The organism is Streptococcus ilei (assembly GCF_000479335.1).
Classification (GTDB): domain Bacteria; phylum Bacillota; class Bacilli; order Lactobacillales; family Streptococcaceae; genus Streptococcus; species Streptococcus ilei.
In genome coordinates this window covers 851,070-875,916 of the sequence record NC_022584.1, presented here as the reverse complement: position 1 = coordinate 875,916, position 24,847 = coordinate 851,070, and the positions used below count along the sequence as shown (strand labels likewise).

Annotated in this window: 24 protein-coding genes; 17 read left to right on the top strand and 7 right to left on the bottom strand. The window is 41.3% G+C overall.

Features of this window, described 5'->3' with window-relative positions; all coding sequences use genetic code 11:
- Positions 1-36: 36 nt before the first annotated feature.
- The 5 genes from N596_RS04250 (at position 37) to N596_RS04230 (ending at position 3,294) form a co-directional block, all read left to right on the top strand.
- Positions 37-312 carry a PspC domain-containing protein gene (locus N596_RS04250; RefSeq protein ID WP_048689503.1) on the top strand — a complete coding sequence of 92 codons (276 nt, stop codon included), beginning with the start codon at positions 37-39 and terminating at the stop codon, positions 310-312.
- A gap of 389 nt (positions 313-701) precedes the next feature.
- Positions 702-1,634 carry an HPr(Ser) kinase/phosphatase gene (gene hprK, locus N596_RS04245; RefSeq protein ID WP_023027089.1) on the top strand — a complete coding sequence of 311 codons (933 nt, stop codon included), beginning with the start codon at positions 702-704 and terminating at the stop codon, positions 1,632-1,634.
- Positions 1,631-2,413: a prolipoprotein diacylglyceryl transferase gene (gene lgt, locus N596_RS04240; protein WP_006595908.1), complete on the top strand. Its 783-nt coding sequence runs from the start codon at positions 1,631-1,633 to the stop codon at positions 2,411-2,413. The genes hprK and lgt overlap by 4 nt, the downstream gene beginning before the upstream one ends.
- A gap of 11 nt (positions 2,414-2,424) precedes the next feature.
- Positions 2,425-2,808, top strand: a complete 384-nt coding sequence (locus N596_RS04235; RefSeq protein ID WP_006595909.1) for a DUF948 domain-containing protein — start codon at positions 2,425-2,427, stop codon at positions 2,806-2,808.
- A gap of 15 nt (positions 2,809-2,823) precedes the next feature.
- The gene (locus N596_RS04230) at positions 2,824-3,294 is read left to right on the top strand and encodes a YtxH domain-containing protein (protein WP_006595910.1); all 471 of its coding nucleotides are present in this window, start codon (positions 2,824-2,826) and stop codon (positions 3,292-3,294) included.
- A gap of 98 nt (positions 3,295-3,392) precedes the next feature.
- Here the strand turns inward: N596_RS04230 and N596_RS04225 are convergent, their stop codons facing one another.
- The gene (locus N596_RS04225) at positions 3,393-3,689 is read right to left on the bottom strand and encodes a DUF3270 family protein (protein ID WP_006595911.1); all 297 of its coding nucleotides are present in this window, start codon (positions 3,687-3,689) and stop codon (positions 3,393-3,395) included.
- A gap of 131 nt (positions 3,690-3,820) precedes the next feature.
- Between N596_RS04225 and N596_RS04220 the strand changes: the two genes are divergently transcribed.
- Both N596_RS04220 and N596_RS04215 read left to right on the top strand, forming a co-directional pair.
- On the top strand, positions 3,821-4,750 hold the full coding sequence (locus N596_RS04220; protein WP_006597381.1) for a peptidase U32 family protein: 930 nt from the start codon (positions 3,821-3,823) through the stop codon (positions 4,748-4,750).
- Between the two features lie 162 nt (positions 4,751-4,912).
- Positions 4,913-6,199 (top strand): peptidase U32 family protein, encoded by a 1,287-nt coding sequence (locus tag N596_RS04215; protein ID WP_042361172.1) that lies wholly within the window; start codon positions 4,913-4,915, stop codon positions 6,197-6,199.
- Positions 6,200-6,243: 44 nt separating this feature from the next.
- Here N596_RS04215 and N596_RS04210 read toward each other — a convergent pair whose 3' ends face one another.
- Complete coding sequence (locus N596_RS04210; protein WP_042361426.1) at positions 6,244-6,573, bottom strand: hypothetical protein; 330 nt, start codon at positions 6,571-6,573, stop codon at positions 6,244-6,246.
- Between the two features lie 89 nt (positions 6,574-6,662).
- On the opposite strand from N596_RS04210, the gene N596_RS04205 reads away from it, so the two are divergent.
- Both N596_RS04205 and N596_RS04200 read left to right on the top strand, forming a co-directional pair.
- Complete coding sequence (locus N596_RS04205) at positions 6,663-6,875, top strand: YdbC family protein (RefSeq protein WP_006597402.1); 213 nt, start codon at positions 6,663-6,665, stop codon at positions 6,873-6,875.
- Positions 6,876-7,213: 338 nt separating this feature from the next.
- Positions 7,214-7,945, top strand: coding sequence for a cyclase family protein (locus N596_RS04200; RefSeq protein ID WP_023027086.1), 732 nt, complete (start codon positions 7,214-7,216; stop codon positions 7,943-7,945).
- 367 nt (positions 7,946-8,312) lie between these two features.
- On the opposite strand, the gene gorA is transcribed toward N596_RS04200, so the two are convergent.
- On the bottom strand, positions 8,313-9,662 hold the full coding sequence (gorA, locus tag N596_RS04195) for a glutathione-disulfide reductase (RefSeq protein ID WP_023027085.1): 1,350 nt from the start codon (positions 9,660-9,662) through the stop codon (positions 8,313-8,315).
- Between the two features lie 200 nt (positions 9,663-9,862).
- Between gorA and N596_RS04190 the strand changes: the two genes are divergently transcribed.
- From N596_RS04190 to lysS, 4 genes are all read left to right on the top strand, one after another.
- Positions 9,863-11,020, top strand: a complete 1,158-nt coding sequence (locus tag N596_RS04190) for an efflux RND transporter periplasmic adaptor subunit (RefSeq protein WP_023027084.1) — start codon at positions 9,863-9,865, stop codon at positions 11,018-11,020.
- Positions 11,004-11,699: an ABC transporter ATP-binding protein gene (locus tag N596_RS04185; RefSeq protein WP_042361170.1), complete on the top strand. Its 696-nt coding sequence runs from the start codon at positions 11,004-11,006 to the stop codon at positions 11,697-11,699. The genes N596_RS04190 and N596_RS04185 overlap by 17 nt, the downstream gene beginning before the upstream one ends.
- Positions 11,699-13,051 (top strand): ABC transporter permease, encoded by a 1,353-nt coding sequence (locus N596_RS04180; protein WP_023023869.1) that lies wholly within the window; start codon positions 11,699-11,701, stop codon positions 13,049-13,051. Before N596_RS04185 ends, N596_RS04180 begins: the two co-directional genes overlap by 1 nt.
- A gap of 184 nt (positions 13,052-13,235) precedes the next feature.
- On the top strand, positions 13,236-14,726 hold the full coding sequence (lysS, locus tag N596_RS04175) for a lysine--tRNA ligase (protein WP_023027082.1): 1,491 nt from the start codon (positions 13,236-13,238) through the stop codon (positions 14,724-14,726).
- A gap of 36 nt (positions 14,727-14,762) precedes the next feature.
- Here lysS and N596_RS04170 read toward each other — a convergent pair whose 3' ends face one another.
- The 3 genes from N596_RS04170 to N596_RS04160 all read right to left on the bottom strand — a co-directional run bounded on the left by N596_RS04170 (position 14,763) and on the right by N596_RS04160 (position 16,824).
- A complete protein-coding gene (locus tag N596_RS04170; RefSeq protein ID WP_023027081.1) occupies positions 14,763-15,386 on the bottom strand; it encodes a histidine phosphatase family protein in 624 nt (207 codons plus the stop codon).
- A gap of 14 nt (positions 15,387-15,400) precedes the next feature.
- A complete protein-coding gene (locus tag N596_RS04165; RefSeq protein WP_023027080.1) occupies positions 15,401-15,874 on the bottom strand; it encodes an aminoacyl-tRNA deacylase in 474 nt (157 codons plus the stop codon).
- Positions 15,875-15,960: 86 nt separating this feature from the next.
- Positions 15,961-16,824: a GH25 family lysozyme gene (locus N596_RS04160; protein WP_023023860.1), complete on the bottom strand. Its 864-nt coding sequence runs from the start codon at positions 16,822-16,824 to the stop codon at positions 15,961-15,963.
- 248 nt (positions 16,825-17,072) lie between these two features.
- On the opposite strand from N596_RS04160, the gene ftsW reads away from it, so the two are divergent.
- The 4 genes from ftsW to tpiA all read left to right on the top strand — a co-directional run bounded on the left by ftsW (position 17,073) and on the right by tpiA (position 23,595).
- Positions 17,073-18,311, top strand: coding sequence for a cell division peptidoglycan polymerase FtsW (gene ftsW / locus N596_RS04155; protein ID WP_023027079.1), 1,239 nt, complete (start codon positions 17,073-17,075; stop codon positions 18,309-18,311).
- Positions 18,312-18,339: 28 nt separating this feature from the next.
- On the top strand, positions 18,340-21,165 hold the full coding sequence (gene ppc, locus N596_RS04150; RefSeq protein WP_023023856.1) for a phosphoenolpyruvate carboxylase: 2,826 nt from the start codon (positions 18,340-18,342) through the stop codon (positions 21,163-21,165).
- Between the two features lie 310 nt (positions 21,166-21,475).
- Complete coding sequence (tuf, locus tag N596_RS04145) at positions 21,476-22,672, top strand: elongation factor Tu (RefSeq protein ID WP_023023854.1); 1,197 nt, start codon at positions 21,476-21,478, stop codon at positions 22,670-22,672.
- A 164-nt stretch (positions 22,673-22,836) separates the two neighbouring features.
- Positions 22,837-23,595 carry a triose-phosphate isomerase gene (gene tpiA, locus N596_RS04140; RefSeq protein WP_023027078.1) on the top strand — a complete coding sequence of 253 codons (759 nt, stop codon included), beginning with the start codon at positions 22,837-22,839 and terminating at the stop codon, positions 23,593-23,595.
- Between the two features lie 71 nt (positions 23,596-23,666).
- Here the strand turns inward: tpiA and N596_RS04135 are convergent, their stop codons facing one another.
- Positions 23,667-24,842: an aminoacyltransferase gene (locus N596_RS04135; RefSeq protein WP_023027077.1), complete on the bottom strand. Its 1,176-nt coding sequence runs from the start codon at positions 24,840-24,842 to the stop codon at positions 23,667-23,669.
- Positions 24,843-24,847: the final 5 nt, after the last annotated feature.

Here is a 24,847-nt window from a genome sequence, read left to right as displayed (position 1 = left end):
GGGATATACTGTTCTAAAATAATAGGAGGTATGCCCTTGAATCCAACTTTTTATAAATTACGTCGAGGCAGAATCGTTTTCGGAGTATTTGCTGGACTAGCGGATCGATTTGGGCTCGATGCAAACCTATTGCGTTTTCTCTTTGTGCTCTTTAGTATCTTTCATGCTTATGGGCTTGTAGGCTTGGCTATTTATTGCCTATGTGCCTTCTCCTTGCCGTATAAAGAAGATCTTGAAAGAGAAAAGTATGGCCTCGGACCTCGCAAACGGAAGGATGCACAAGTAATCAAAGACGATGATCCATTCTTTTAAAGAATTTTCATGAATCGAATAAGAATGTGAGGCTGGGACAAAAGTCCTAGCCTCTCAATTGTCTTTGGATTATCGAGCAAGACGCAGTGGTTGAGTGAGCTCTACTACGCTGATTTCATCAGCTTTTACAGCCCTACTCAACTGTGCGGAGGTGGGACGACGAAATCGAATTCCAACGAATTACCGATTTCTGTCCCACTCTCATCTTTTTTTTCAAATGAAGAAACGATAGAAATATGGGATAACAAGGATAAAGAGAAACATCAAAGAGTACTGGAATGAGTGTGAGAATAATAGCATCAGTTTTGATACTAAAAAAAGATGCTTGAGCAAGTCTTACCTGGGATAATTTGCTATAATAGTAAGAGAAAACAAAAAGGGAGAAGCCTATGGCAATAACAGTCCGAGATTTAATTGATAAGCTTCGTTTGAAGGTTGTGTACGGCAATGAAAGCCTATTTGAAAAAGAAATCACAACGGCAGATATTTCACGTCCTGGACTTGAAATGACAGGATATTTTGATTACTATACTCCAGAACGAATTCAATTGGTTGGGATGAAAGAGTGGTCTTACCTCATCAAGATGACCTCCCACAATCGTCACCAAGTTTTGAGAAAGATGTTCCAGCCGGAAACACCGGTACTCATCATCGCGCGGGATCTAGAGGTTCCTGAAGAAATGCTCCGTGCTGCAGAGGAAAAGCAAATCGCGATTTTAAGCAGTCGCGTTCCAACTAGTCGCCTATCTGGTGAACTATCAAGCTACCTAGATTCTCTCCTTGCGGAAAGAACTAGTGTCCATGGTGTCTTGATGGATATCTATGGCATGGGGGTTCTGATCCAAGGAGATAGTGGAATCGGGAAGAGTGAGACTGGTTTAGAGCTCGTCAAACGAGGGCATCGTTTGGTAGCAGATGACCGGGTAGATGTCTTCGCCCGTGATGAGATGACCTTGTGGGGTGAGCCTGCTGAAATTCTACGTCATATGCTAGAGATTCGGGGAGTAGGGATCATTGATGTTATGAGTCTCTATGGTGCCAGTGCTGTGAAAGATTCTTCACAGGTTCAAATCGCGGTCTATTTAGAAAACTACACCAAGGAACAAACCTACGATCGTCTTGGCAATAATGCAGAAGAAATTGAGTTCTGTGGAGTGACTATTCCAAGAATTCGCATCCCTGTTAAGACAGGTCGCAATATTTCCGTTGTCATTGAGGCAGCAGCAATGAACTACCGCGCCAAAGAAATGGGATATGATGCTACTAAAACCTTTGAAGATCGATTGACCCAGTTGATTGATCAGAATGAGGTGAAAGTATGAATCCAGTAGCCATTCAACTTGGTCCCTTTAGCATTCGCTGGTATGCGATTTGTATCGTCCTCGGTCTCCTTTTGGCGGTTATCCTGTCTATGAAAGAAGCCCCTCGTAAAGGGATAGAGTCAGACGATATTATTGATTTCATTCTGATTGCTTTTCCAGTAGCGATCATAGGGGCCCGTCTTTACTATGTTATTTTTCAATGGTCTTATTACAGGGAACACCCAGGAGAGATTTTTGCCGTATGGAACGGTGGGATTGCTATCTATGGTGGACTCCTGGCAGGGGCTCTAGTCCTCTACCTATTTTCACGCAGTCGTTTGATTGACCCAGTTGATTTTTTAGATATCGCTGCACCGAGTGTCATGATTGCTCAAAGTATTGGCCGTTGGGGCAATTTTGTTAACCAAGAAGCCTACGGAGCCATTGTTAAGAATTTAGATTATTTACCTTCTTTCATTCGGAATCAGATGTTTATTGATGGACATTACCGTCAACCGACCTTCTTATATGAATCTTGTTGGAACTTGCTTGGTTTTGTGCTGATTCTTTACTTGCGTCGTCGTCCGAAACTGTTGAGAAAGGGCGAAATTACTGCTTTCTATCTAATCTGGTATGGCTTTGGTCGAATGATTATTGAAGGAATGCGGACAGATAGCTTGATGTTTTTGGGAATTCGAGTTTCACAATGGCTTTCCCTGGTCCTCATCCTGCTTGGAATCAGCATCATGATCTATCAACGAAAAAAGAATGCACCATTTTATAGAACGGAAATAGATTAAGGAGAAAAGAAATGTTTATTGAAATTGCCTATGGGCTTTTAGGGTTAGCTTTAGTAGTTTTGGTCATCTACTTGATTATCTTGTTTTCAAAGATTGGAAAAGTTGTAGATGAGACTCAAGTAACGATTAAGACCTTGACATCAGATGTAAATGTAACCTTACACCAAACCAATGAGTTGTTAGCAAAAGTGAATGTTTTGACAGAAGATTTGAATCAAAAAGTTGCAACCATTGATCCACTCTTCACAGCAGTGGCAGATTTATCTGTATCTGTGTCGGATCTGAATGATCAAGCACGTCAGATTAGCAAAAAAGCTGTCGTTGTTGGTGGAAAGACTGTTAAAACATCCGTCGGATTAAAAGCAGCTCGCATGGCTATGAAATTATTTAAATAAGAAAAGAGGTACCTTATGGGACGTTTATCATCATTATTAATTGGAACGATCACTGGCGCATCCGCAGCCTACTTCCTGACAACCAAAAAAGGGAAAGAGTTGACTGGTAAAGTCAAAGGTTTTGTAAAAGAATACCAAGAGAATCCACAAGAAGTTCATGATTCTGTGAAACAATCTGCAATGGAACTATCCAAGCAAGCATCAGACGCTATTCAGCAAACCAAGGAAAAAGTTGAAAGTGGCGAGATCAACAAAGACACTGTTATCGAGACAGTGAAAGATAAGACGCAGGATGTGGTAGAATTTTCACAAGATGCTATCCAAACGATTAAGGAAAAAATCCAGCAAAAGACCGGCAATCAAGCAAGTCCTTTCCAGCCTAAACAGGAAAAAGAAAGTGAAGAGATTGTCCTTGAATTGGAAGAAGAAACAGCTCTTCCAGAAGTGGAAGAAGAGATCAAAGAAACAGCTGTAGAAGAAGAATAAAATAATCCCTCACCATTGGTGAGGGATTTCTCTTATACAATGACAAACGTGGATGGGAAATGCCAAAAAGCCTCCCGAAGGAGGCTAAAAAATTCATCTTAGTCCTTTTTCCGTTTTAACTGGAAAATGCGGAAAGCTTGGATACTTCCCAAACTACAAGCAATTGCTGAGGCAAAAGCAAAAAAGGTATTCATCTTCATTGATAAAAAGACGAAACTAAATAAAACAGTTAAGACACAAAACACAGCAATATTAAGGAAAAATAGTAGCTCACTTAATTGCGGAGCTGGTTCAGTATCAAGGTTAAAATCATAATTAGTTGTTGTATTCTCTTGTTGAAGAGGGACTTCGACATAGTCGTATTCTTCAACAACTCTAAGTTTTCTTGCGGGCATATTTCTCTCTCCTAACAGTACTCTATTATTTTAACACGTTTTCAAGCATAGAAATGTTACAAAACTGTTACAATTTTTACAAAATTAAGAAATTTAGAGAGCAAAATGACTTTTTTGGTATAATAGTTTTCATGAAAAAGATAATTATTACAGCTACAGCTGAAAGTATTGAACAGGTTCAAGCCCTTCTAGAAGTAGGTGTGGACCGTATTTATGTCGGAGAAAAGGAATTTGGATTACGACTTCCTCACACTTTCTCGTATGACGAATTAAGTCGAATTTCTGATCTAGTCCATGCGGCAGGTAAGGAAATGACAGTGGCTGTCAATGCCTTGATGCACCAAGACATGATGGATCGTATCAAACCATTTTTAGATTTTCTTGCTTCGATTAACGTCGATTATATCACGGTAGGAGATGCAGGCGTCTTTTATGTATTGAAGCGGGATGGCTACAGCTTTAAAACCATTTATGATGCTTCTACCATGGTGACAAGTAGCCGTCAGATCAATTTCTGGGGACAAAAGGCTGGTGCTTCAGAAGCAGTTCTTGCTCGAGAAATCCCATCTGCAGAGCTTTTCAAGATGCCAGAAATCTTAGAGATTCCTGCTGAAGTATTGGTTTATGGGGCCAGTGTGATTCATCATTCCAAACGCCCTCTTTTGCAGAATTACTACAATTTTACGCACATCGATGACGAAAAGACGAGAGAGCGCGATCTCTTTTTGGCAGAACCAGGAGATCCAGAAAGCCACTATTCTATCTTTGAGGACAAGCATGGAACTCATATTTTTGCCAATAATGACCTGGATTTGATGACCAAACTCTCTGAGTTAGTGGAGCATGGTTTCACCCACTGGAAGTTAGAGGGGATTTATACACCTGGTCAAAACTTTGTGGAAATTGCCAAGTGTTTTGTGAAAGCACGTGAGCTCTTGGAAGCTGGAACCTTCACTTCGGACCAGGCCTTCCTATTGGATGAACAGATTCACCAATTGCATCCCAAGAATCGCTTCCTCGATACTGGATTTTATGACTACGATCCAGACATGGTTAAATAAAGGAGAAAAGCCTGCCAGGAGTGCGGGCCTTCCTTTTTGATGATGGTAAAGAATGAGAATTGTCAAAACAATTCCCAAACCATTGCCTTTCGACTGGATTTGCTATAAAATAGACAAGATTGATAATCTAACTAATATACTTGTAATATACTAGGAGATATGATGACAAAACAATTGAAACGTCCAGAGGTTTTATCCCCCGCTGGAACTTTAGAAAAACTAAAAGTCGCTGTTCGCTATGGTGCGGATGCTGTCTTTATCGGTGGGCAGGCCTATGGTCTTCGTAGCCGTGCAGGAAACTTCACCTTTGAGCAAATGGAAGAAGGAGTCCAATTTGCGGCTAAGTATGGAGCCAAGGTCTATGTTGCGGCCAATATGGTCATGCACGAAGGAAATGAAGTAGGAGCTGGAGAATGGTTCCGTCGTTTACGGGATATCGGAATCGCAGCGGTCATTGTTTCAGACCCTGCCTTGATTACCATCGCAGCGACTGAAGCGCCAGGTTTGGAAATTCACCTTTCTACGCAAGCTAGTGCTACCAACTATGAGACCCTTGAGTTTTGGAAAGACTTGGGCTTGACACGGGTCGTTTTGGCTCGTGAAGTTTCGATGGAAGAACTAGCTGAGATTCGTAAGCGGACGGACGTTGAGATTGAAGCCTTTGTTCACGGAGCGATGTGTATTTCCTACTCTGGTCGTTGTACCCTGTCCAATCATATGAGTATGCGGGATGCTAACCGTGGTGGCTGTTCCCAATCTTGTCGTTGGAAGTATGATCTCTACGATATGCCGTTCGGTCAAGAACGCAAGAGTCTCAAAGGGGAAATCCCTGAAGAATTCTCGATGTCAGCAGTTGATATGTCGATGATTGATCATATCCCTGATATGATTGAAAATGGAGTGGACAGTCTTAAAATCGAAGGTCGCATGAAGTCCATTCACTATGTCTCTACTGTAACGAACTGCTACAAGGCGGCTGTTGATGCTTATTTGGAAAGTCCTGAGAAGTTCGAAGCCATTAAGCAAGATTTGATTGATGAGATGTGGAAAGTGGCCCAACGTGAGCTAGCGACTGGTTTTTACTATGGTACTCCTTCAGAAAACGAGCAACTGTTTGGGGCTCGTCGGAAGATTCCAGAATACAAGTTCGTTGGAGAAGTGGTTGCCTATGATGCGGACAAGCAAATTGCGACCATTCGTCAACGGAATGTCATCAACGAAGGGGACCAAGTGGAATTTTACGGACCTGGTTTCCGACATTTTGAAACAGTCATCGAAGATTTGCATGATGCCAAGGGCAATAAAATTGACCGAGCACCAAATCCGATGGAGTTATTGACCATTCATATGCCAACACCAGTTGAACCAGGTGATATGATCCGTGCTCTCAAAGAAGGCTTGATCAATCTCTATAAAGAAGATGGAACGAGTCAAACAGTTCGTGCCTAAAAAGTACAAGAAAAAAACACCGCATGCCTCCCTAGCTTGGAAGTTTACGGTGTTTTTTGTTGGGCGATTCGAATCGTATGTGGAACAAGACTAATCTTTTGAATGTCAGAAATTCGAATAATGGTTGACATACTCTTTTTAAAATTCTTGACAATGAGTTGTTTTCGTTCCTGATCATATTTCACGATATCGCCTGTAAAGCTTTTATTTTGGAAAATGACATGGACTCCTTGTTTTTTTCGAAGGGCCAGTTCAATAATCTGAATAATTTTATCATCCTCTAGTGGGGCTGGTTGGGAGGTTTTATCGTTAAAAAATTCATTCGCTCGGTCCTTGAGAAGCTCAAGAAATCTTTTCATAGCATAATTCTCCATAAGTTGATACAATATATTATAGAAAATTTCATTCATTTTGTAAAATTTTTTACGAATTATTAAGGTGAAAGACATTGAAAGGAGTATTCATGGCAGATTTTAGTTTTGAAATTGAAGAACAACTCTTGGTGTTATCTGAAAATGAAAAGGGATGGACCAAGGAGTTAAACCGGGTGAGCTTTAATGGAGCACCTGCTAAATATGATATCCGCACTTGGAGTCCAGACCATACGAAGATGGGCAAGGGGATTACGCTCACTAATGAAGAATTCCAAGTTCTGTTAGATGCATTTAAACAGTAATGGACAGAGTAAGAAAGAGAGTGGGACAGAAATCGGTCATTCGTTAGAATTCGATTTCGTCGTTCCACCTCCGCACAGTTGAGTGTGGCTGTGAAAGCTGATGAAATCAGCCTAGTAGAGCCCACTCAACCACTGCGTCTTGCTCGACAATCCAAAGACAATTGAGAGGCTAGGACTTTTGTCCTAGCCTCTTTTTTGATGCTTTCTATAATTATAGCTTGAAACTATATCCTATTCAAGAAAACAAGATTAAGGCAAATCATTGTGGATGTTGACATTGACTGTTATAATAACCTTATTCGTTTATTTCATGTCGCACTTATAGGAAAGGAACCCTTATGTCAGATTTACTTAGTATTTACAAAGAATTACAAGCTAAAAAATGGGTGGACTTGAGTCACCAAATCAATGCAGAAAGTCCTCACTTTCCAGCTCTTCCCGCCTTGCAACAAGAAGACCTCTTCACACTAAAAGATGGCTTCCATGTCCAAAAATTTACAGTAGTTGGTCAATACGGAACGCATATCGATGCACCGATTCACTTTGTAGAAGGAGGCCGTTGGTTGGATGAGATTGATCTCAAGGATCTCCTCTTGCCACTTTATGTCATCGACAAATCGAAAGAAGTTTCAGCCAATCCAAACTTTATCTTGAGCAAACAAGATATTTTGGATTTCGAAGCAGAGCATGGACAAATTGCAGAAGGAGCTTTTGTCGCCTTCCGTAGTGATTGGTCCAAACGTTGGCCAGATCAAGATGCTATGCGCAACCTAGATGAAAATGGGGTTCAACAAAGTCCAGGATGGAGTCGTGAAGCTTTGGAATTCTTGATCCATGAACGCCATGTTAAGGCTGTGGGTCATGAGACCTTCGATACAGACGCGGGTATTCCTGCTGCAGAGCATGGCTTGGTCAATGAATACTACCTTTTGGAACAAAATATCTACCAAGTAGAAGTCTTGAACCACTTGGATCAAGTACCAGCAGTAGGTGCCTTGATTTCAATTGCCTTCCCTCACTGGGATAAGGCAACTGGTTCACCTGTTCGTGCCATTGCTATCTTGCCATAAGAAGACACAGAGGCTGGGACAAAAGTCCTAGCCTCTCAATTGTCTTTGGATTGTCGAGCAAGACGCAGTGGTTGAGTGGGCTCTACTAGGCTGATTTCATCAGCTTTTACAGCCCCACTCAACTGTGCGGAGGTGGGACGACGAAATCGAATTCTAACGAATGACCGATTTCTGTCCCACTCTCTTTTTTATATGATTTATTAAAAGCATGACTAGTGAAGCTAGCTTTCATTCTTTCGAAAGCTCTTATCTTACAAAAATGTAAGGTAATCAAGTTAAAATGAAAGATTAGACTATGGTAGCTCCAGTGATGATCAGTTAAAATTTAAACATCAGAAAAGGCTTGTTAAACAAACCTTTTCTGATATTAGCGCATGGTAACGAATTCTTCGGAACCGGTTGGATGGATGGCGACAGTGGCATCGAAATCGGCTTTTGTCGCTCCCATTTTGATGGCAACGGCAAATCCTTGAATCATTTCGTCTACACCATATCCAAGACCATGAAGGCCGACGACGGTTTCTTTTGGTCCTGCAGTGATGAGTTTAAATTTAGCCAGCTGACGATGTTGGGTCACAGCTGAATACATAGAGGCGAAACTAGAAGTGTAGACCTTGATAGCTTCTTTTCCATATTGTTTTTCGGCTTCTTCTTGAGTGAGACCGACTGTACCAATAGCGGGATGAGAGAAGACAACGGTAGGAATGGTTGAATAGTCCATTTTAGCATCGGTTTTTCCATTAAAGAGACGTTCGGATAGGGTACGCCCTGCCTTGATAGCGACAGGGGTTAATTCTTTTTCTCCTGTGACGTCCCCAAGAGCATAGATGCCAGGGACAACGGTATTTTGGTATTCATCTACTGCAATGAATCCTTTTTCATTTAAGGTGACACCTGCAGCTTCTAGATGGAGGTCCTGAACGTTTGGTTTTCGGCCGGTCGCCCAGATAATATGATCAGCAACAAAAGATGTTTGGTCTTCGAAATAGACACGGATTTGACCATTTTCTTCCTTTGTGAGTTGAACAGGAACCTTGTGAGGATGGAGGGACAATCCTTGTTTGTCCATCTCCTCCATTAAGCCATCGACAATGTAAGAATCAAACTTTCTTAAGGGACGATCACCGCGAACGAAGAGATCTGTCTGAACACCAAGGGCATGGAGGACACCGGCTAGTTCTACCGCAATGTAACCAGCTCCAATAATGGCAACTGATTTTGGTAGTTCTTCCCAAGCAAAGACATCGTCAGAGGTTTCTCCTAGGTCTGCTCCAGGTAGATCTGGGACGTAAGCATGGGCACCTGTAGCGATAACAATGTGTTTAGCCTTGATGGTTTCCCCGTTGACTTCAACCGTATGGGCGTCGATAAAGCGAGCGCGACCTTGGATATATTCCACACCATTTCGTTTAAAACTGCCGTCATAAGACGAACGAGCCCGATCAATATAGGCTTCGCGATTTTTTCTTAATGTCGCAAAATCAAAATTGGTCTGTTCAGAAGTAAACCCATAATCTGGACCGTAATCACGAATGGCTTCAGCAATTTGGGCGCCATACCACATAATTTTTTTAGGGACACATCCTTTGTTGACACAGGTTCCACCTAGTTGCTTTTCTTCAATAACAGCAGCGCGGGCTCCATGTTCTCCAGCACGGTTCATAGTAGCAATCCCTCCGCTACCTCCACCAATGGAGATAATATCAAATTCTTTCATGGTTAATACTCCTTTGTTGATTTACACCTTCATTGTAACAACATAGGTTACAAAAATCAAGAAATTGCCATCGTTGAATAGGAGGAGAAAACAAGATAGCAAAAAAAACTTGCAAAACAGATGATTTTGAATTGAAAAATGAGGAAATATGATATACTAAACTTATAATTTGAAACGCTTTCGAATACTGGAGGAAAGAAATGAAAAAATTTAAAAAATGGCAAATCGTTACAGCTACAGGCGCTGCACTAGCAGTCCTAGGAATCGGGAGCTGGCTTGCTTTTGGAAGATCTAGCAATGGTCCTGAGGAGTTGGTGGATATGACTCCTATGGTTCAAACAGTCAAAGAAGGTTCCATTGCTTCATCAGTATTGTTGACGGGGAAAGTCACTGCCAATCAGGAGCAATATATCTACTTTGACGGAACGAAAGGAGATTTGCAATCCATCTTAGTGAATGTTGGGGATCAAGTGACTGCTGGACAAGCCATTGTTCAATATAGCAGTACAGAAGCGCAATCTGCCTATGATGCCGCTGTTCGTGCAGTTAATAAAGCGGATCGTCAATTAAACGATCTCTTGACCAATGGGGTGACGATTGATACAACAGGGGATGAGGAAGCAGATAGCAGCTCAGCCTCTCAAGCTCAACGATCTTTGGATACTCAAGTGGGTGATTTACGCGATGCCCGTGCAGATGCTGTAGCCAATATGGAAAAAGCCAAGGCCTTATTGGATGCTACAACCGTAAAAAGTAGTACAGATGGGACAGTTGTAGAAGTTAATAAGGATGTTTCAAAATCAACAACAGGAACCAACCAAACTCTTGTTCATATCGTCAGCAATGGAAACCTTCAAGTAAAAGGAGAGTTGTCTGAATATAATCTAGCCAACATTTCAGTTGGCCAGGAAGTGACCTTAACCTCCAAGGTCTATCCTGGGAAAAAATGGACTGGAAAGATTAGCTATGTAGCTAACTATCCGACGGATGCAGGTCAGGCAGGTGCAAGTGCTGCAGGTTCTGGACAAGGAACAGGAGGAGCCAAATATCCGTTTACTGTAGATATTACGAGTGAGATCGGCGATTTGAAACAAGGTTTCTCTGTCAATATTGAAGTAAAAAGTTCAACCATCCATCCTTTAGTTCCTGTGACAAGTGTCCTATCGGATGGCGAGCAAAGCTATGTTTGGACCATTGAAGCTGGTAAGGCTAAAAAAGTTATGGTTACCTTAGGAAATGCAGATGCAGAAAATCAGGAAGTCTTATCTGGCTTGAAGAAAGATGCGCAAGTGATCATCAACCCTTCTGGAGATTTGGAAGATGGGAAAGAGGTCGGAAAATATGACAAAATTGATTGAGCTGAAAAATATCAATAAAAGTTATAAAAATGGAGATCAAACCTTACAGGTATTAAAGGATATCCATTTAGAAGTAGAAGAGGGAGAATTTCTAGCCATTATGGGACCTTCTGGTTCTGGGAAATCTACTCTAATGAATATTATTGGCCTTCTCGATCGTCCGACTAGTGGTGAGTACAGATTAGAAGGGGAAGAGGTTGGGAACCTCAGTGAGAAGAAGTTGGCTCAGGTTCGCAATGAGCAAATTGGCTTTGTCTTTCAACAATTTTTTCTCCTATCAAAACTCAATGCCTTTCAAAATGTCGAGCTCCCTTTGATTTATGCAGGAGTGAATCCTTCCAAACGAAAGGAATTAGCCGAACAGTTTTTAAAGAAAGTTGAGCTCGATACGCGGATGCACCACCTTCCTTCTGAATTGTCCGGAGGGCAAAAACAACGGGTGGCCATTGCTCGGGCTTTGGTGAATCATCCTTCTATTATCTTAGCGGATGAACCAACAGGAGCTCTTGATTCCAAAACCGGCGAACAAATTATGGAGCTTTTGACAGCACTCAATCAAGAAGGGAAAACCATCATCATGGTAACCCACGAAACGGAGATTGCTGCCTATGCCAAACGTCAGATTGTCATTCGAGATGGAGTGATATCATCGGATAGTCGCAATGAAAGGAGGACCTGATGCAGAACTGGAAATTCGCCATTAGTTCCATTATGGGACATAAAATGAGATCTTTCTTAACCATGGTAGGGATTATTATCGGGGTTGCCTCAGTCGTTGTCATCATGGCTCTCGGAGATGGGATGAAAGCTGGAGTGACCAAGACCTTTACTAAGGATCAACAGTATGTTCAGATTTCTTATTCCGCCCGAAAGAGTGGCTACATGACTGGTTTTAATCTTGGCCCAGAACCTGTCTCAGAAGAAGGCGGCGCTGAAGGTGGTGGGGAAGGTGGCGTCGCAAGTGAAGAAGACCAAGGAATGTCACCACCAGCTGGCTATGGAGAGGAAACTAGCGAAGATGTTGATAATCCAATCCTTGAAACCCCTCCTGTTGTCCAAGAAGAATGGGTCAAAGAACTGACCAAGATTCCTGGGGTTGATGGCTACTATGTTGGTAATACAGCCAATGCTACTATCTCCTTTCAGAAGAAAAAATCTGAAGGGGTGAATATTATGGGAGTCAATGATACCTATTTCTCTGTTAGAAAATTTGAATTGGTTTCAGGAAGAAAACTAAATGCCTCAGATTACCAGAGTTTTTCTCGGGTCATCATGCTGGATGAAGGCTTAGCTTCGACCTTGTTTGGAACGGAAAGTGCTCTCAACCAAGTGGTTGCTGTCGGAGACAATAACTATCGGGTGGTAGGAATCTTCAAGGATCCAAATGCTGGATCTGCATTATATGGGGCTTCTTCTGGAGGAAGTGCCTTGATGGCTAATACCCAAGTAGCTTCAGAATTTGGAACAGAAGAAATTTCCACTATTGTGGTGCATATTCCTGATGTCAAACAGATTAAATCAACTGGAATCGAAGCAGCGAAAAAATTAACCGAGCTATCAGGAGTTCGCCAAGGGGAGTTCCAAATTTTTAATATGGATAGTCTCTTAGAGCAGACCAATCAAATGCTCAGTATTATGACAACAGTCATTGGTGCGATTGCAGGAATTTCCCTTCTCGTTGGTGGGATTGGGGTCATGAATATCATGTTGGTTTCTGTGACTGAGCGGACACGTGAAATCGGTCTAAGAAAAGCACTTGGAGCTACTCGTAGCAAAATCTTGATTCAATTCCTCATCGAATCAATGGTCTTGACCATGATGGGAGGAATTCTCGGTTTGGGATTGGCCTATGGTGTCAATGCTCTCATCGCCACAGCTGCTGCAGGTGCTCTAGAAGGGCCTCCAGTCGTCTCCATGTCAGTGGCTATTGGAAGTATCATCTTCTCAGCTTGTGTCGGAATTATCTTTGGTATCCTACCAGCTAGCAAGGCATCAAAACTAGACCCAATTGAAGCCCTACGCTATGAATAAGGTAGAATGACTTGAATGATGGATTGGGACAATCGTCGTGTTCCCTTCTGAAATCTAGGAATGTGATAGGAAAGGTAGCAAACTCCCTTTCCTTCCATTCCTTTTTTCATTTTTCCTGCTCAAGAATAGTGTATTTCCCCGGTAAATATGATAAAATAGGGGAGAATAACTTAGGAGGTTCCAAATGACTACTGAACATATGGAAGAATTAAATGACCAGCAGATTGTCCGTCGCGAAAAAATGGCGGCCCTTCGTGAACAAGGAATCGACCCATTTGGAAAGCGATTCGAACGTACTGCTGATTCTGGTCAATTAAAAGAAAAATATTCAGAATTAGATAAAGAACAACTTCATGACTTGAACGAGACAGCTATTATTGCAGGCCGTCTCGTGACCAAACGTGGAAAAGGGAAGGTTGGTTTTGCCCACCTTCAAGACCGTGAAGGTCAAATCCAAATTTACGTTCGTAAAGACGCGGTTGGTGAAGAGAATTATGAAATTTTCAAAAAGGCCGACCTTGGAGATTTCCTTGGTGTAGAAGGAGAAGTGATGCGGACAGACATGGGTGAGCTTTCAATCAAAGCTACTCACATCACTCATTTATCTAAAGCCCTTCGTCCCTTGCCTGAAAAATTCCATGGGCTTTCAGATGTGGAAACCATCTACCGCAAACGCTACTTGGACTTGATTTCTAACCGTGAAAGCTTTAACCGCTTTGTAACTCGTTCAAAAATCATTTCAGAAATCCGTCGTTACTTGGATGGTCAAGGCTTCCTTGAGGTAGAAACACCTGTCCTTCACAACGAAGCTGGTGGAGCATCTGCGCGTCCATTTATCACTCACCACAATGCCCAAAACATTGATATGGTCCTTCGGATTGCGACTGAGCTTCACTTGAAGCGCTTGATCGTTGGTGGAATGGAACGCGTCTATGAAATCGGACGTATCTTCCGTAATGAAGGAATGGATGCTACCCACAACCCTGAATTCACATCAATCGAAGTCTACCAAGCCTATGCTGACTACCAAGATATTATGGACTTGACAGAAGGCATTATCCAACACGCTGCTAAAGCCATTCATGGGGATGGTCCAGTTAACTACCAAGGAACTGAAATCAAGATCAATGAACCCTTTAAACGGGTTCACATGGTGGATGCCATCAAGGAAATTGCTGGCGTTGATTTCTGGAAGGAAATGAGCTTTGAAGAAGCAGTAGCCCTTGCCAAAGAAAAACATGTGCCAGTTGAAAAACACTACACTGAAGTAGGTCACATCATCAATGCCTTCTTCGAAGAATATGTGGAAGAAACCTTGACACAACCAACCTTTGTCTATGGACACCCTGTAGCTGTATCTCCATTGGCCAAGAAGAATGATGAAGATCCTCGTTTCACGGATCGTTTTGAGCTCTTCATCATGACCAAGGAATATGCCAATGCCTTTACAGAATTGAACGACCCAATCGACCAATTGGAACGCTTCAAAGCGCAGGCACGCGCCAAAGAATTGGGAGACGATGAAGCGACTGGTATTGACTACGACTATATTGAAGCTCTTGAATATGGTATGCCACCAACAGGAGGACTCGGAATCGGTATCGACCGTCTCTGCATGCTCCTTACTGACACAACTACTATTCGGGATGTTCTTCTCTTCCCAACTATGAAATAAGATAAAAGAAAACACTGATCGCAAGATCAGTGTTTTTTAGTCTTCCAAATAAGAGGTGTCATTCCAAGTTTCTAAGTGATAGTGCTCAAAATCATCTGTTGTCAAAATGGTCACACTGGCATTATTGAGGCCACCGTTTTTACGGAGTTCCTCTGGTTTATAGCCAAGTAGGGTCCGAATGGAAGCTGTTAAATTCGCCCCATGTCCAACGATAAGAACGGTATCGAACTCTTTTCCTTTCAGGCTTTTCACAAAATCACAGGTACGCTTGGTTGTTTCAGAAACGGATTCTGCCTCAAATAGGTCGTGATGGAATTGTGATAGATCGTGTCGGAAAGCCTTCATTTCCTCAGGATAGAAAGCTTTCAACTCCACAATTTTTCCACCTTCTAGCCTACCAAGCTGCCATTCCCGTAGAGCAGGAGTCTCTTGGAGGGAGATGGGATGCTGATTTTGTTTGAGGATGATTTGAGCAGTATGGACAGCTCTTGGCAAGTCGCTTGCATAAGCTGCATCAAAGCATGTTTGAGATAGATGCTGACCCAAGGCTTTCAACTGCTGGATGGAAGATTCTAAAAGCGGGGAGTCGCCATTTGCCCCTTGAATACGGCCTTCCTCGTTCCACTCCGTGCGTCCATGACGGACAAAATATAGTTTCATAGTGGTTTTATCCTTTACTCGACCAAGTCCTCAAAGCTAGCCTTGACAAAATCAGCTAAGTCTTGCGCCTTGATTTGAATACTGTGACCAACTTCACCTGCAGAGACAATCATCTGATCAAGTTGCAAGGCAGATTGGTCAATGAAAATGGGGTAGTTGTGTTTTTGTCGAATGCCAACAGGATTATTGGCCCCGTGAACATAGCCTGTTGTTTTTTCTAAATCTTTCTGTGGAATCATACTGACTTTTTTATTGCCAGATAGTTTGGCCAATTTTTTCTCTGACAAGTGGGCAGAGATGGGAACAATTCCGATAACAGGACCAGTTTTATCACCTGTAAGGGCCAATGTCTTATAAATTTGCTCAGTCCTAATTCCTTCTGGAATCATTCCTTCAAGGGCATTGATTTGTAATCCCATATGGGGGATTTTTGCTTTTTGTAAAATTTGTTCAACCAATGTTTTTTTTACTTTTTGTTTTTTTGCCATCTCACTATTGTCTTTCTCTAAATTTCCTAATATTATATCATACTCTTTGAGTTGCAGTTTAAGAGAAAAAGAGGCAGAGGCCTCTTTTAATTCTTTTCTACTGTGAATAGTTTTCGGTAGATTTTTTCTTGATCTTGTGTGGGTGCAATCTGGTTCAAGTCCAAGTAGTGGGTGAAGCCATTCAATTGCCCTTGAGAGGTGTACTGGTGAAGATCATACTCATCATCAGTAGATGGCGCCGCATTGTAATAGCCATCATCATAACCATAAGTTGGAATCCAGAGGGCGGTAAATTTATCAGTGGAGATACTATGTTCTTCCATGAAATAGGTCCCAATATAGATTCCGATATTTTTGGCTCCCAATGATGCTAGCTTGGCACGGAAGGCTTCCACTCCAGCGTTCATATCACCCATGGTTTTTTCTTCTACATCCAGCCAATAATAGGTTGGTTTGTATTTTTTGGATGCCTGATAGAACTCTTCTGCTTCCTTTTCCATTTCTTTCTTGTCCTTGGCAGCTACGTAAGCATATACCGCAACTGGAATATCTCGTTTTTGAAACTCTTTAATATGAGTTTCGTATGATTTGTCTATTCCATTTAAATAAGTCGCAGCATTTTCTTTTTTAGCTTGAGCGCCACTATGAACGCGAACAATGACTCCAGAAACATTCTGTGCTAAGAGATCATAATCAATCTCGCTTGGTAATTGCCAACCAGAGATGTCAATAATTGGTCGATTCAAAAATTCTTGATCTAGTTCTTCTACTGAGTCAGAAGAAGAACTAGATGGGACTTTTGATTGATTGGTTTTCTTTGCCTCTTGTGTAGTCTTGCTTCTAGCAAGTTGATTCCTTTGAATATCTGCTACTGTTTTAGAAATGAGCAGAAAGGAAAAGATGCTTAGGAAAAAGACGAAGAGGACAATTGGTTTAATCCTTTTTCTCATACAGAATCATTTTACCGCAAAAGATGGAAAAAGGCAAAACAAAGAGTCTGAAAGCACAAAAACAAACGATTGTCGTAAAGATGCGGATTACTTTTTTGGACTAAGCTAGTAGGAGGAATAAAAAAGGGCTAGACTGATCTGATTAATCCTCTATGACAGGTGAAAACCGAATCTTATTTGGTATTTCCTTTTTTTTACTATTGAAAGGTGATATAATGAAGACTGAAAATTAGAAGTATGGGTGTTACATGAAATTAGAAAAACGTCATTTTTTAAACTATTCAATCCTGATTCCGTACCTCCTTTTGTCAATATTAGGATTGATTATTGTCTACTCGACAACGAGTGCATTAGCCATCCAAAAAGGAGTTAGTCCTTTTGGGATGATCAAAAGCCAGGGAATCTTTTTTGTTCTGAGTTTGGTTACCATTCTCTTTATCTATAAGGTGAAATTGAATAACCTTAAGAAAAAGGCTTTCATTGGGATTGTTATCATTGCGGAGACGATCCTTCTCTTGCTATCGCGTTTTATCACAGACACGGTGAATGGGGCGCATGGGTGGTTGAATTTTGGAGGTTTCTCTATTCAGCCAGCTGAGTACTTGAAAATTATCCTAGTTTGGTATTTGGCCTTAGTTTTCTCTAAAAAGCAAGAAGAGATTCAGCAATATGATTACCAGGCACTTACCCATAATCAATGGATTCCTCGTGATTTGGCAGATTGGCGTTGGATGGTGCTCTTCTTGATCGCTATTGTAGTCATCATGCCAGACTTAGGAAATGCGACCATTCTTGCACTGACAACCTTAATTATGATTAGTGCAAGTGGGATAGCTTACCGCTGGTTCTCAAGTCTATTAGCTATCCTAGTGGGGGGATCGACTGTTCTCCTTTATTCCATCAAGTTAATTGGGGTTGAGAGATTTTCTAAAATCCCTGTCTTTGGATATGTAGCGAAACGTTTCAGTGCTTTTTATAATCCCTTTAATGATTTATCAGATTCTGGACACCAATTGGCCAATTCCTATTACGCCATGAGTAATGGGGGCTGGTTTGGCTTAGGGCTTGGAAATTCGATTGAAAAGCAAGGGTATTTGCCAGAAGCACATACAGACTTTGTCTTTTCGATCGTCATTGAAGAACTTGGTTTTGTGGGAGCTAGTCTCATCTTAGCCTTGTTGTTCTTCTTAATTTTGCGTATTATTCTTGTGGGGATACGGGCAAGAGATCCATTTAATTCGATGATGGCCATCGGTATAGGAGGGATGCTTCTGACTCAAACCTTTATTAATATTGGTGGGATTTCTGGGTTGATTCCTTCGACAGGGGTGACCTTCCCCTTCCTATCACAAGGAGGAAATAGTTTGTGGGTCTTATCTATTGCGATTGCCCTTGTCTTGAATATTGATGCGAGTGAAAAGCGCGCCCTAGCTACTCAAGAGGCCCCTTCTTACGAGAAGCCTCAGAAAATCCAAAGCTATTACTAAACCGGAGTGAGTAAAGAAAGGAGTTATCATGACTTTACAAAAACTAGAGAGCTATACCAACAAAGAGATTATCAAAGAAGAAGTTGAGATTTTAACCACTATTTTAGAAGACATTGCTAAAAATTTGGTGAGTCCAGAAACCTTTGATAAGATTCTTGAATTGAAAAAACTATCTGTCTCAAAAGACTATTTAAAATTGGATCAAATTGTTAGAGAGCTATCAAATGAAGAGATGATCGTGATTTCTCGATACTTTGCCATTCTCCCCTTATTGATTAATATCTCTGAAGATGTCGATTTGGCTTTTGAAATCAATCATCAGAATAATGTGGGACAGGACTATCTAGGAAAACTATCGTCAACCATCCGCCAGGTGGCTGAGACTGAAAATGCTCAGGAAATTTTGGAACGCCTCAACGTGGTACCAGTATTGACAGCTCATCCTACCCAAGTGCAACGGAAAACCATGTTGGACCTAACCACTCAGATTCACAGCCTTTTGCGCCAACATCGGGATGTGAAAGCAGGCTTGATGAACGAGACCAAATGGTACAATAATTTGCGTCGAAACATTGAAATTATGATGCAAACCGATATGATCCGTGAAAAGAAACTCAAGGTAACAAATGAGATTACCAATGTCATGGAATACTATAATAGTTCCTTCCTTCAGGCTGTTCCTAACTTAATGTTGGAATACAAACGTCTTGCCAAGGAGCAAGGGATCGAGTTACAGCAACCTAAACCGATTACGATGGGAATGTGGATTGGTGGAGACCGGGATGGGAATCCTTTTGTAACTGCTGAGACCTTGAAGCGATCAGCTACCATTCAAAGTGAAGTTATTCTAAACTACTATATTCAGAAAATATCTAGCCTATATCGGAATTTCTCCCTTTCTACCAATCTTTCAAAAACCAGTCAAGCGGTTGAAGAGATGGCGGCCCGTTCGAGTGATACCTCTGTCTTTAGAGAGAAGGAACCCTACCGTCGAGCCTTCCATTATATTCAATCCAAATTGGTCCAAACCTTATTGAATATTAAGGAATGGTCAGTAGTTGGCTCAACAGTAGATGAGCGCCATCCGATTGAACGTCTTCTCGGTGCTCACACCCATCAACAAGGAGTGGTTTCCGATTATATCGGTACCCGTATCAGTGGTGCTATCCAAGAGTTGGCAGAAGATCGTCCTCCTTATTACGAAACAGTTGAAGAATTTAAACAGGATTTGACCCTGATTCAAGAATCATTGATTGAAAATAAGGCAGAGGCTTTAATCTCAGGTGAGTTTGCTGAGTTATTAGAAGCAGTAGAGGTCTTTGGTTTCTTCTTGGCTTCGATTGACATGCGTCAAGATTCGAGTGTTCATGAAGCCTGTGTGGCAGAACTATTAAAAGAAGCAGGGATTAATGATCACTACAGTGATTTGTCAGAAGACGAAAAGTGCGAGTTGCTGTTACAAGAGTTGTTAGAAGATCCTCGGATTTTATCTGCTACCCATGCAGAAAAATCAGAATTGCTTGAGAAAGAATTAGCTATTTTCCAAACAGCGCGTGAATTAAAAGACCGCTTAGGAGAAGATGTCATTCGTCAAACCATTATTTCTCATGCAACCAGTGTATCGGATATGCTTGAGTTGGCCATCATGTTGAAAGAAGTGGGACTGATTGACAAGGAAAGCGCACGTGTGCAAATTGTTCCTCTCTTTGAGACGATCGAAGACTTGGACCAATCTGAAGATACGATGAGAAAGTATCTGTCACTTCCAATTGCTAAACGCTGGATTGCTTCTAAGAACAACTACCAAGAAATTATGCTTGGATACTCAGATAGTAATAAAGACGGTGGTTATCTATCTTCTTGTTGGACTCTTTATAAGGCCCAACAACAATTAACAGCGATTGGCGACGAATTTGGTGTCAAGATCACCTTCTTCCATGGCCGTGGTGGAACGGTTGGTCGTGGTGGTGGCCCAACCTATGAAGCTATCACCTCACAACCATTGAGATCCATCAATGATCGAATTCGTTTGACTGAGCAAGGTGAGGTCATTGGCAACAAATATGGGAATAAGGATGCAGCTTATTACAACTTAGAAATGTTGGTCTCTGCAACGATTAACCGGATGATTGCTAAGAAGAAGAGTGAAAAGAGCATGTCCGACCAGTACAATGAGATTATGGATCAGATTGTCAATCGTAGCTACGATATTTATCGTGAACTGGTTTTTGGCAATGAACATTTCTATGATTACTTCTTCGAATCCAGTCCAATTAAGGCCATTTCTAGTTTCAATATTGGTTCGCGTCCAGCAGCCCGTAAGACCATCAAAGAAATCGGTGGCTTGCGTGCCATTCCTTGGGTCTTCTCATGGTCACAGAGCCGCGTGATGTTCCCTGGCTGGTACGGTGTAGGGTCCAGTTTTAAAGAATTTATTGATGCAGACCCTGAAAACATTGAAACCTTGCGTTATATGTACCAAAAATGGCCATTCTTCAAGTCTCTTCTTTCAAACGTAGATATGGTGCTCTCAAAAGCCAATATGAACATCGCATTTGAATATGCCAAGCTGTGTGAAGAAGAGGAAGTTCGTGATATCTTCAATATTATCCTGGATGAATGGCAACTGACCAAGGATGTTATTTTACAAATTGAAGGGCATGATGAACTCTTAGCTGAGAACCCTTATCTAAAAGATAGTTTAGATTATCGTATGCCATACTTTAATGTTCTGAACTATATCCAATTAGAATTAATTAAACGCCAAAGACGTGGTGAATTGCCTGCAGATCAGGACAAGTTGATTCATATCACAATCAATGGTGTCGCGACAGGATTGCGTAATTCTGGTTAATCGTGAACCCTAAAAACCAATCTCAATTAGAGGGATTGGTTTTTTACTGGAATAAATTGGAAATGTTTGTGAAAAAACAGAAAATAGGAGAGAAATAATGAAATAACTAGCTGTTTGTTTCAAAGAAGTAATGGAAGTATAAATTCACAAACTTCCATTTGGACAAATTCATTTAAGAAAAAAGAAATAAGAAAAAAAGCTAGTAAAACACTTGCAATTTAGACGAAATTTGATAAAATAGTAAGGAAAGTTAGACTGTATTGCCTACTGTCTATCTATAAAATATATTTTATTGGAGGCTTTTACTCAAATGGCAAAAGAAAAATACGATCGTAGTAAACCACACGTTAACATTGGTACTATCGGACACGTTGACCACGGTAAAACTACCCTAACTGCAGCTATCACAACTGTTTTGGCACGTCGCTTGCCTTCATCAGTTAACCAACCAAAAGACTATGCGTCTATCGATGCTGCTCCAGAAGAACGCGAACGCGGTATCACCATCAACACTGCGCACGTTGAGTACGAAACTGAAAAACGTCACTATGCTCACATCGACGCTCCAGGACACGCGGACTACGTTAAAAACATGATCACTGGTGCTGCCCAAATGGACGGAGCTATCCTTGTAGTAGCTTCTACAGATGGACCAATGCCACAAACTCGTGAGCACATCCTTCTTTCACGTCAGGTTGGTGTTAAACACTTGATCGTCTTCATGAACAAAGTTGACTTGGTTGACGATGAAGAATTGCTTGAATTGGTTGAAATGGAAATCCGTGACCTTCTTTCAGAATACGATTTCCCAGGTGATGACCTTCCAGTTATCCAAGGTTCAGCTCTTAAAGCTCTTGAAGGTGATTCTAAATACGAAGACATCATCATGGACTTGATGAACACTGTTGATGAGTACATCCCAGAACCAGAACGCGATACTGACAAACCATTGCTTCTTCCAGTCGAAGACGTATTCTCAATCACTGGACGTGGTACTGTAGCATCAGGACGTATCGACCGTGGTATCGTTAAAGTCAACGACGAAATCGAAATCGTTGGTATTAAAGAAAAAATCCAAAAAGCGGTTGTTACTGGTGTTGAAATGTTCCGTAAACAACTTGACGAAGGTCTTGCAGGGGACAACGTTGGTGTGCTTCTTCGTGGTATCCAACGTGATGAAATCGAACGTGGACAAGTTATTGCTAAACCAGGTTCAATCAACCCTCACACTAAATTCAAAGGTGAAGTTTATATCCTTACTAAAGAAGAAGGTGGACGTCACACTCCATTCTTCAACAACTACCGTCCACAGTTCTACTTCCGTACAACTGACGTAACTGGATCTATCGAACTTCCTGCTGGAACTGAAATGGTAATGCCTGGTGATAACGTGACTATCGACGTTGAGTTGATCCACCCAATTGCCGTTGAAAAAGGTACTACATTCTCTATCCGTGAAGGTGGACGTACTGTTGGTTCAGGTATGGTTACTGAAATCGAAGCTTAATTCGATCTAGTTCCCAGATTAACAATTATATAGACAGACAAAAAACCCCGTGAAGACGGGGTTTTTATTATGCTAAAAAGCAAAATGATCTTGTGCAACCTTTCATTATGACGAAAATTATGGTAAAATAGGTTATATAAAATTAGAAAAACGAGGTGTGTGAAATGTCACGTAAACCATTTATTGCTGGTAACTGGAAAATGAACAAAAACCCAGAAGAAGCAAAAGCATTCGTTGAAGCTGTAGCATCAAAACTTCCTTCATCTGACCTTGTTGAAGCTGGGATTGCAGCTCCTGCCCTTGATTTGACAACTGTTCTTGCTGCGGCTAAAGGTTCAAACCTTAAAGTTGCTGCTCAAAACTGTTACTTTGAAAACGCTGGTGCCTTCACTGGTGAAACTAGCCCACAAGTTTTGAAAGAAATCGGTACTGATTACGTCGTGATCGGTCACTCAGAACGTCGTGACTACTTCCATGAAACTGATGAAGATATCAACAAAAAAGCAAAAGCAATCTTTGCTAATGGTTTGCTTCCAATCATCTGTTGTGGTGAGAGCCTTGAAACTTACGAAGCAGGAAAAGCTGCTGAATTCGTAGGTGCTCAAGTATCTGCGGCTTTGGCTGGATTGACAGCTGAGCAAGTTGCTGCATCTGTAATCGCTTATGAGCCAATCTGGGCTATCGGTACTGGTAAATCAGCTTCACAAGACGACGCACAAAAAATGTGTAAAGTGGTTCGTGACGTTGTAGCAGCTGACTTTGGTCAAGAAGTAGCTGATAAAGTACGTGTTCAATACGGAGGTTCAGTGAAACCTGAAAACGTTGCAGAATACATGGCTTGTCCAGATGTTGATGGAGCTCTTGTTGGTGGTGCATCACTTGATCCAGAAAGCTTCTTGGCATTGTTGAACTTCGTAAACTAATGCAGAATAAAAAAGGCGAGGGACTTCTCGTCTTTTTCATATGAAAAAACCAGCTAGAAGGCTGGTTTTTTTTATGAACGTCCTAAGATTCGTTTGATCAAGGACAAGGTTTTAAATTTCAGAGGATTTGGGTAATATCGGAAGGTTCCCATCTTACGGACAATATATCCGTTGAAGTTTTGTTTGAAACGAAGAACACCGTCTGAGCCGTCAAAGATTCCTTGAATGCCTAGGAAATTGTATAAGGTGATTCCTTTTTCTAGTGCGCGCTTCATTGCATGGTATTGAATCAAGAAGGCGGCAGAAAATTTCTGATATTTGGTATACGAACCACCAAATAAATAGGTCACTTCTGATGGATTATAGATGATGAGGGCGCAGGCCAAAGGAACAGTTTCAGCAGTTTCATCAGCCAAGGTCTCTCGGACAATTGTCTTTTGTTTCTCTAATTTTTGTAGCTGTTGCTCATATTGTTTAGATGAAGGATTTAGTAAGGAAATCTTCTGGTCTAAGTAAGCAAGTGCATCAGTTGTATTGATTTCAGCAATGAGAAATTCTGCATTATCCTTAAAGGTATCATAGAGATCGTAGTAGTAGTCTAGACTCTTGTCTTCAAATCCTTGACGTTTTCCAGTTTCTTCAATAATTTTTTTAAACTGAGGGATCTCATCTCTACTAATATTTCGGATGGAAATGTCATAGTTAAGGGCAGTCGTAATATTACGGCTACAGTTTTTGTTGAAGGATTTTAGGAGAGATTTCGCATCATAATCAGTTAGGTCTTTCAGATAATGCCAAACAGGTTCTCCTCCTGGATAGCCTACTTGTAAGCCATCAAATTGATAGCCAAGATCCAGTAATGAATGGAGAAGTTGTTTTTGCTCTTCTTCGGTCGGGTTTCCATTGCTATCGAAAACTTGATAGTGGTCATAAGGTTTTAAAATAAATTCGATACCACCATTTTCTTTTACATAATCCTGCAATGCTTCGTAAAAATCTGGTAGGTAGCGAGCATCCGTCACGATTGGTCCACTATTGATTTCGTAATGCAAGCCTCCCGTCATGGGTAGGCTATATAAAATGGCAGAGATAGCTAATGTTCCTTGCTCTTCCCATCCAATATATTGAATAGTTGCGCCTCTTTTTTGAAGCAAATCAGCCATTTCAATACTCTGTAAAAAAGAGTGATTGGAAGTAGTGAGAGAGTGTTGGTAAAATTCTTCCCTACTAATAATATTGAATGTCATAGGTC

Coding starts and splice junctions, on each gene's coding strand:
- hprK (WP_023027089.1), top strand. CDS start 702: ATGGCAATAACAGTCCGAGATTTAATTGATAAGCTTCGTTTGAAGGTT.
- lgt (WP_006595908.1), top strand. CDS start 1,631: ATGAATCCAGTAGCCATTCAACTTGGTCCCTTTAGCATTCGCTGGTAT.
- N596_RS04235 (WP_006595909.1), top strand. CDS start 2,425: ATGTTTATTGAAATTGCCTATGGGCTTTTAGGGTTAGCTTTAGTAGTT.
- N596_RS04230 (WP_006595910.1), top strand. CDS start 2,824: ATGGGACGTTTATCATCATTATTAATTGGAACGATCACTGGCGCATCC.
- N596_RS04225 (WP_006595911.1), bottom strand. CDS start 3,689: ATGCCCGCAAGAAAACTTAGAGTTGTTGAAGAATACGACTATGTCGAA.
- N596_RS04220 (WP_006597381.1), top strand. CDS start 3,821: ATGAAAAAGATAATTATTACAGCTACAGCTGAAAGTATTGAACAGGTT.
- N596_RS04215 (WP_042361172.1), top strand. CDS start 4,913: ATGACAAAACAATTGAAACGTCCAGAGGTTTTATCCCCCGCTGGAACT.
- N596_RS04210 (WP_042361426.1), bottom strand. CDS start 6,573: ATGGAGAATTATGCTATGAAAAGATTTCTTGAGCTTCTCAAGGACCGA.
- N596_RS04205 (WP_006597402.1), top strand. CDS start 6,663: ATGGCAGATTTTAGTTTTGAAATTGAAGAACAACTCTTGGTGTTATCT.
- N596_RS04200 (WP_023027086.1), top strand. CDS start 7,214: ATGTCAGATTTACTTAGTATTTACAAAGAATTACAAGCTAAAAAATGG.
- gorA (WP_023027085.1), bottom strand. CDS start 9,662: ATGAAAGAATTTGATATTATCTCCATTGGTGGAGGTAGCGGAGGGATT.
- N596_RS04190 (WP_023027084.1), top strand. CDS start 9,863: ATGAAAAAATTTAAAAAATGGCAAATCGTTACAGCTACAGGCGCTGCA.
- N596_RS04185 (WP_042361170.1), top strand. CDS start 11,004: ATGACAAAATTGATTGAGCTGAAAAATATCAATAAAAGTTATAAAAAT.
- N596_RS04180 (WP_023023869.1), top strand. CDS start 11,699: ATGCAGAACTGGAAATTCGCCATTAGTTCCATTATGGGACATAAAATG.
- lysS (WP_023027082.1), top strand. CDS start 13,236: ATGACTACTGAACATATGGAAGAATTAAATGACCAGCAGATTGTCCGT.
- N596_RS04170 (WP_023027081.1), bottom strand. CDS start 15,386: ATGAAACTATATTTTGTCCGTCATGGACGCACGGAGTGGAACGAGGAA.
- N596_RS04165 (WP_023027080.1), bottom strand. CDS start 15,874: ATGGCAAAAAAACAAAAAGTAAAAAAAACATTGGTTGAACAAATTTTA.
- N596_RS04160 (WP_023023860.1), bottom strand. CDS start 16,824: ATGAGAAAAAGGATTAAACCAATTGTCCTCTTCGTCTTTTTCCTAAGC.
- ftsW (WP_023027079.1), top strand. CDS start 17,073: ATGAAATTAGAAAAACGTCATTTTTTAAACTATTCAATCCTGATTCCG.
- ppc (WP_023023856.1), top strand. CDS start 18,340: ATGACTTTACAAAAACTAGAGAGCTATACCAACAAAGAGATTATCAAA.
- tuf (WP_023023854.1), top strand. CDS start 21,476: ATGGCAAAAGAAAAATACGATCGTAGTAAACCACACGTTAACATTGGT.
- tpiA (WP_023027078.1), top strand. CDS start 22,837: ATGTCACGTAAACCATTTATTGCTGGTAACTGGAAAATGAACAAAAAC.
- N596_RS04135 (WP_023027077.1), bottom strand. CDS start 24,842: ATGACATTCAATATTATTAGTAGGGAAGAATTTTACCAACACTCTCTC.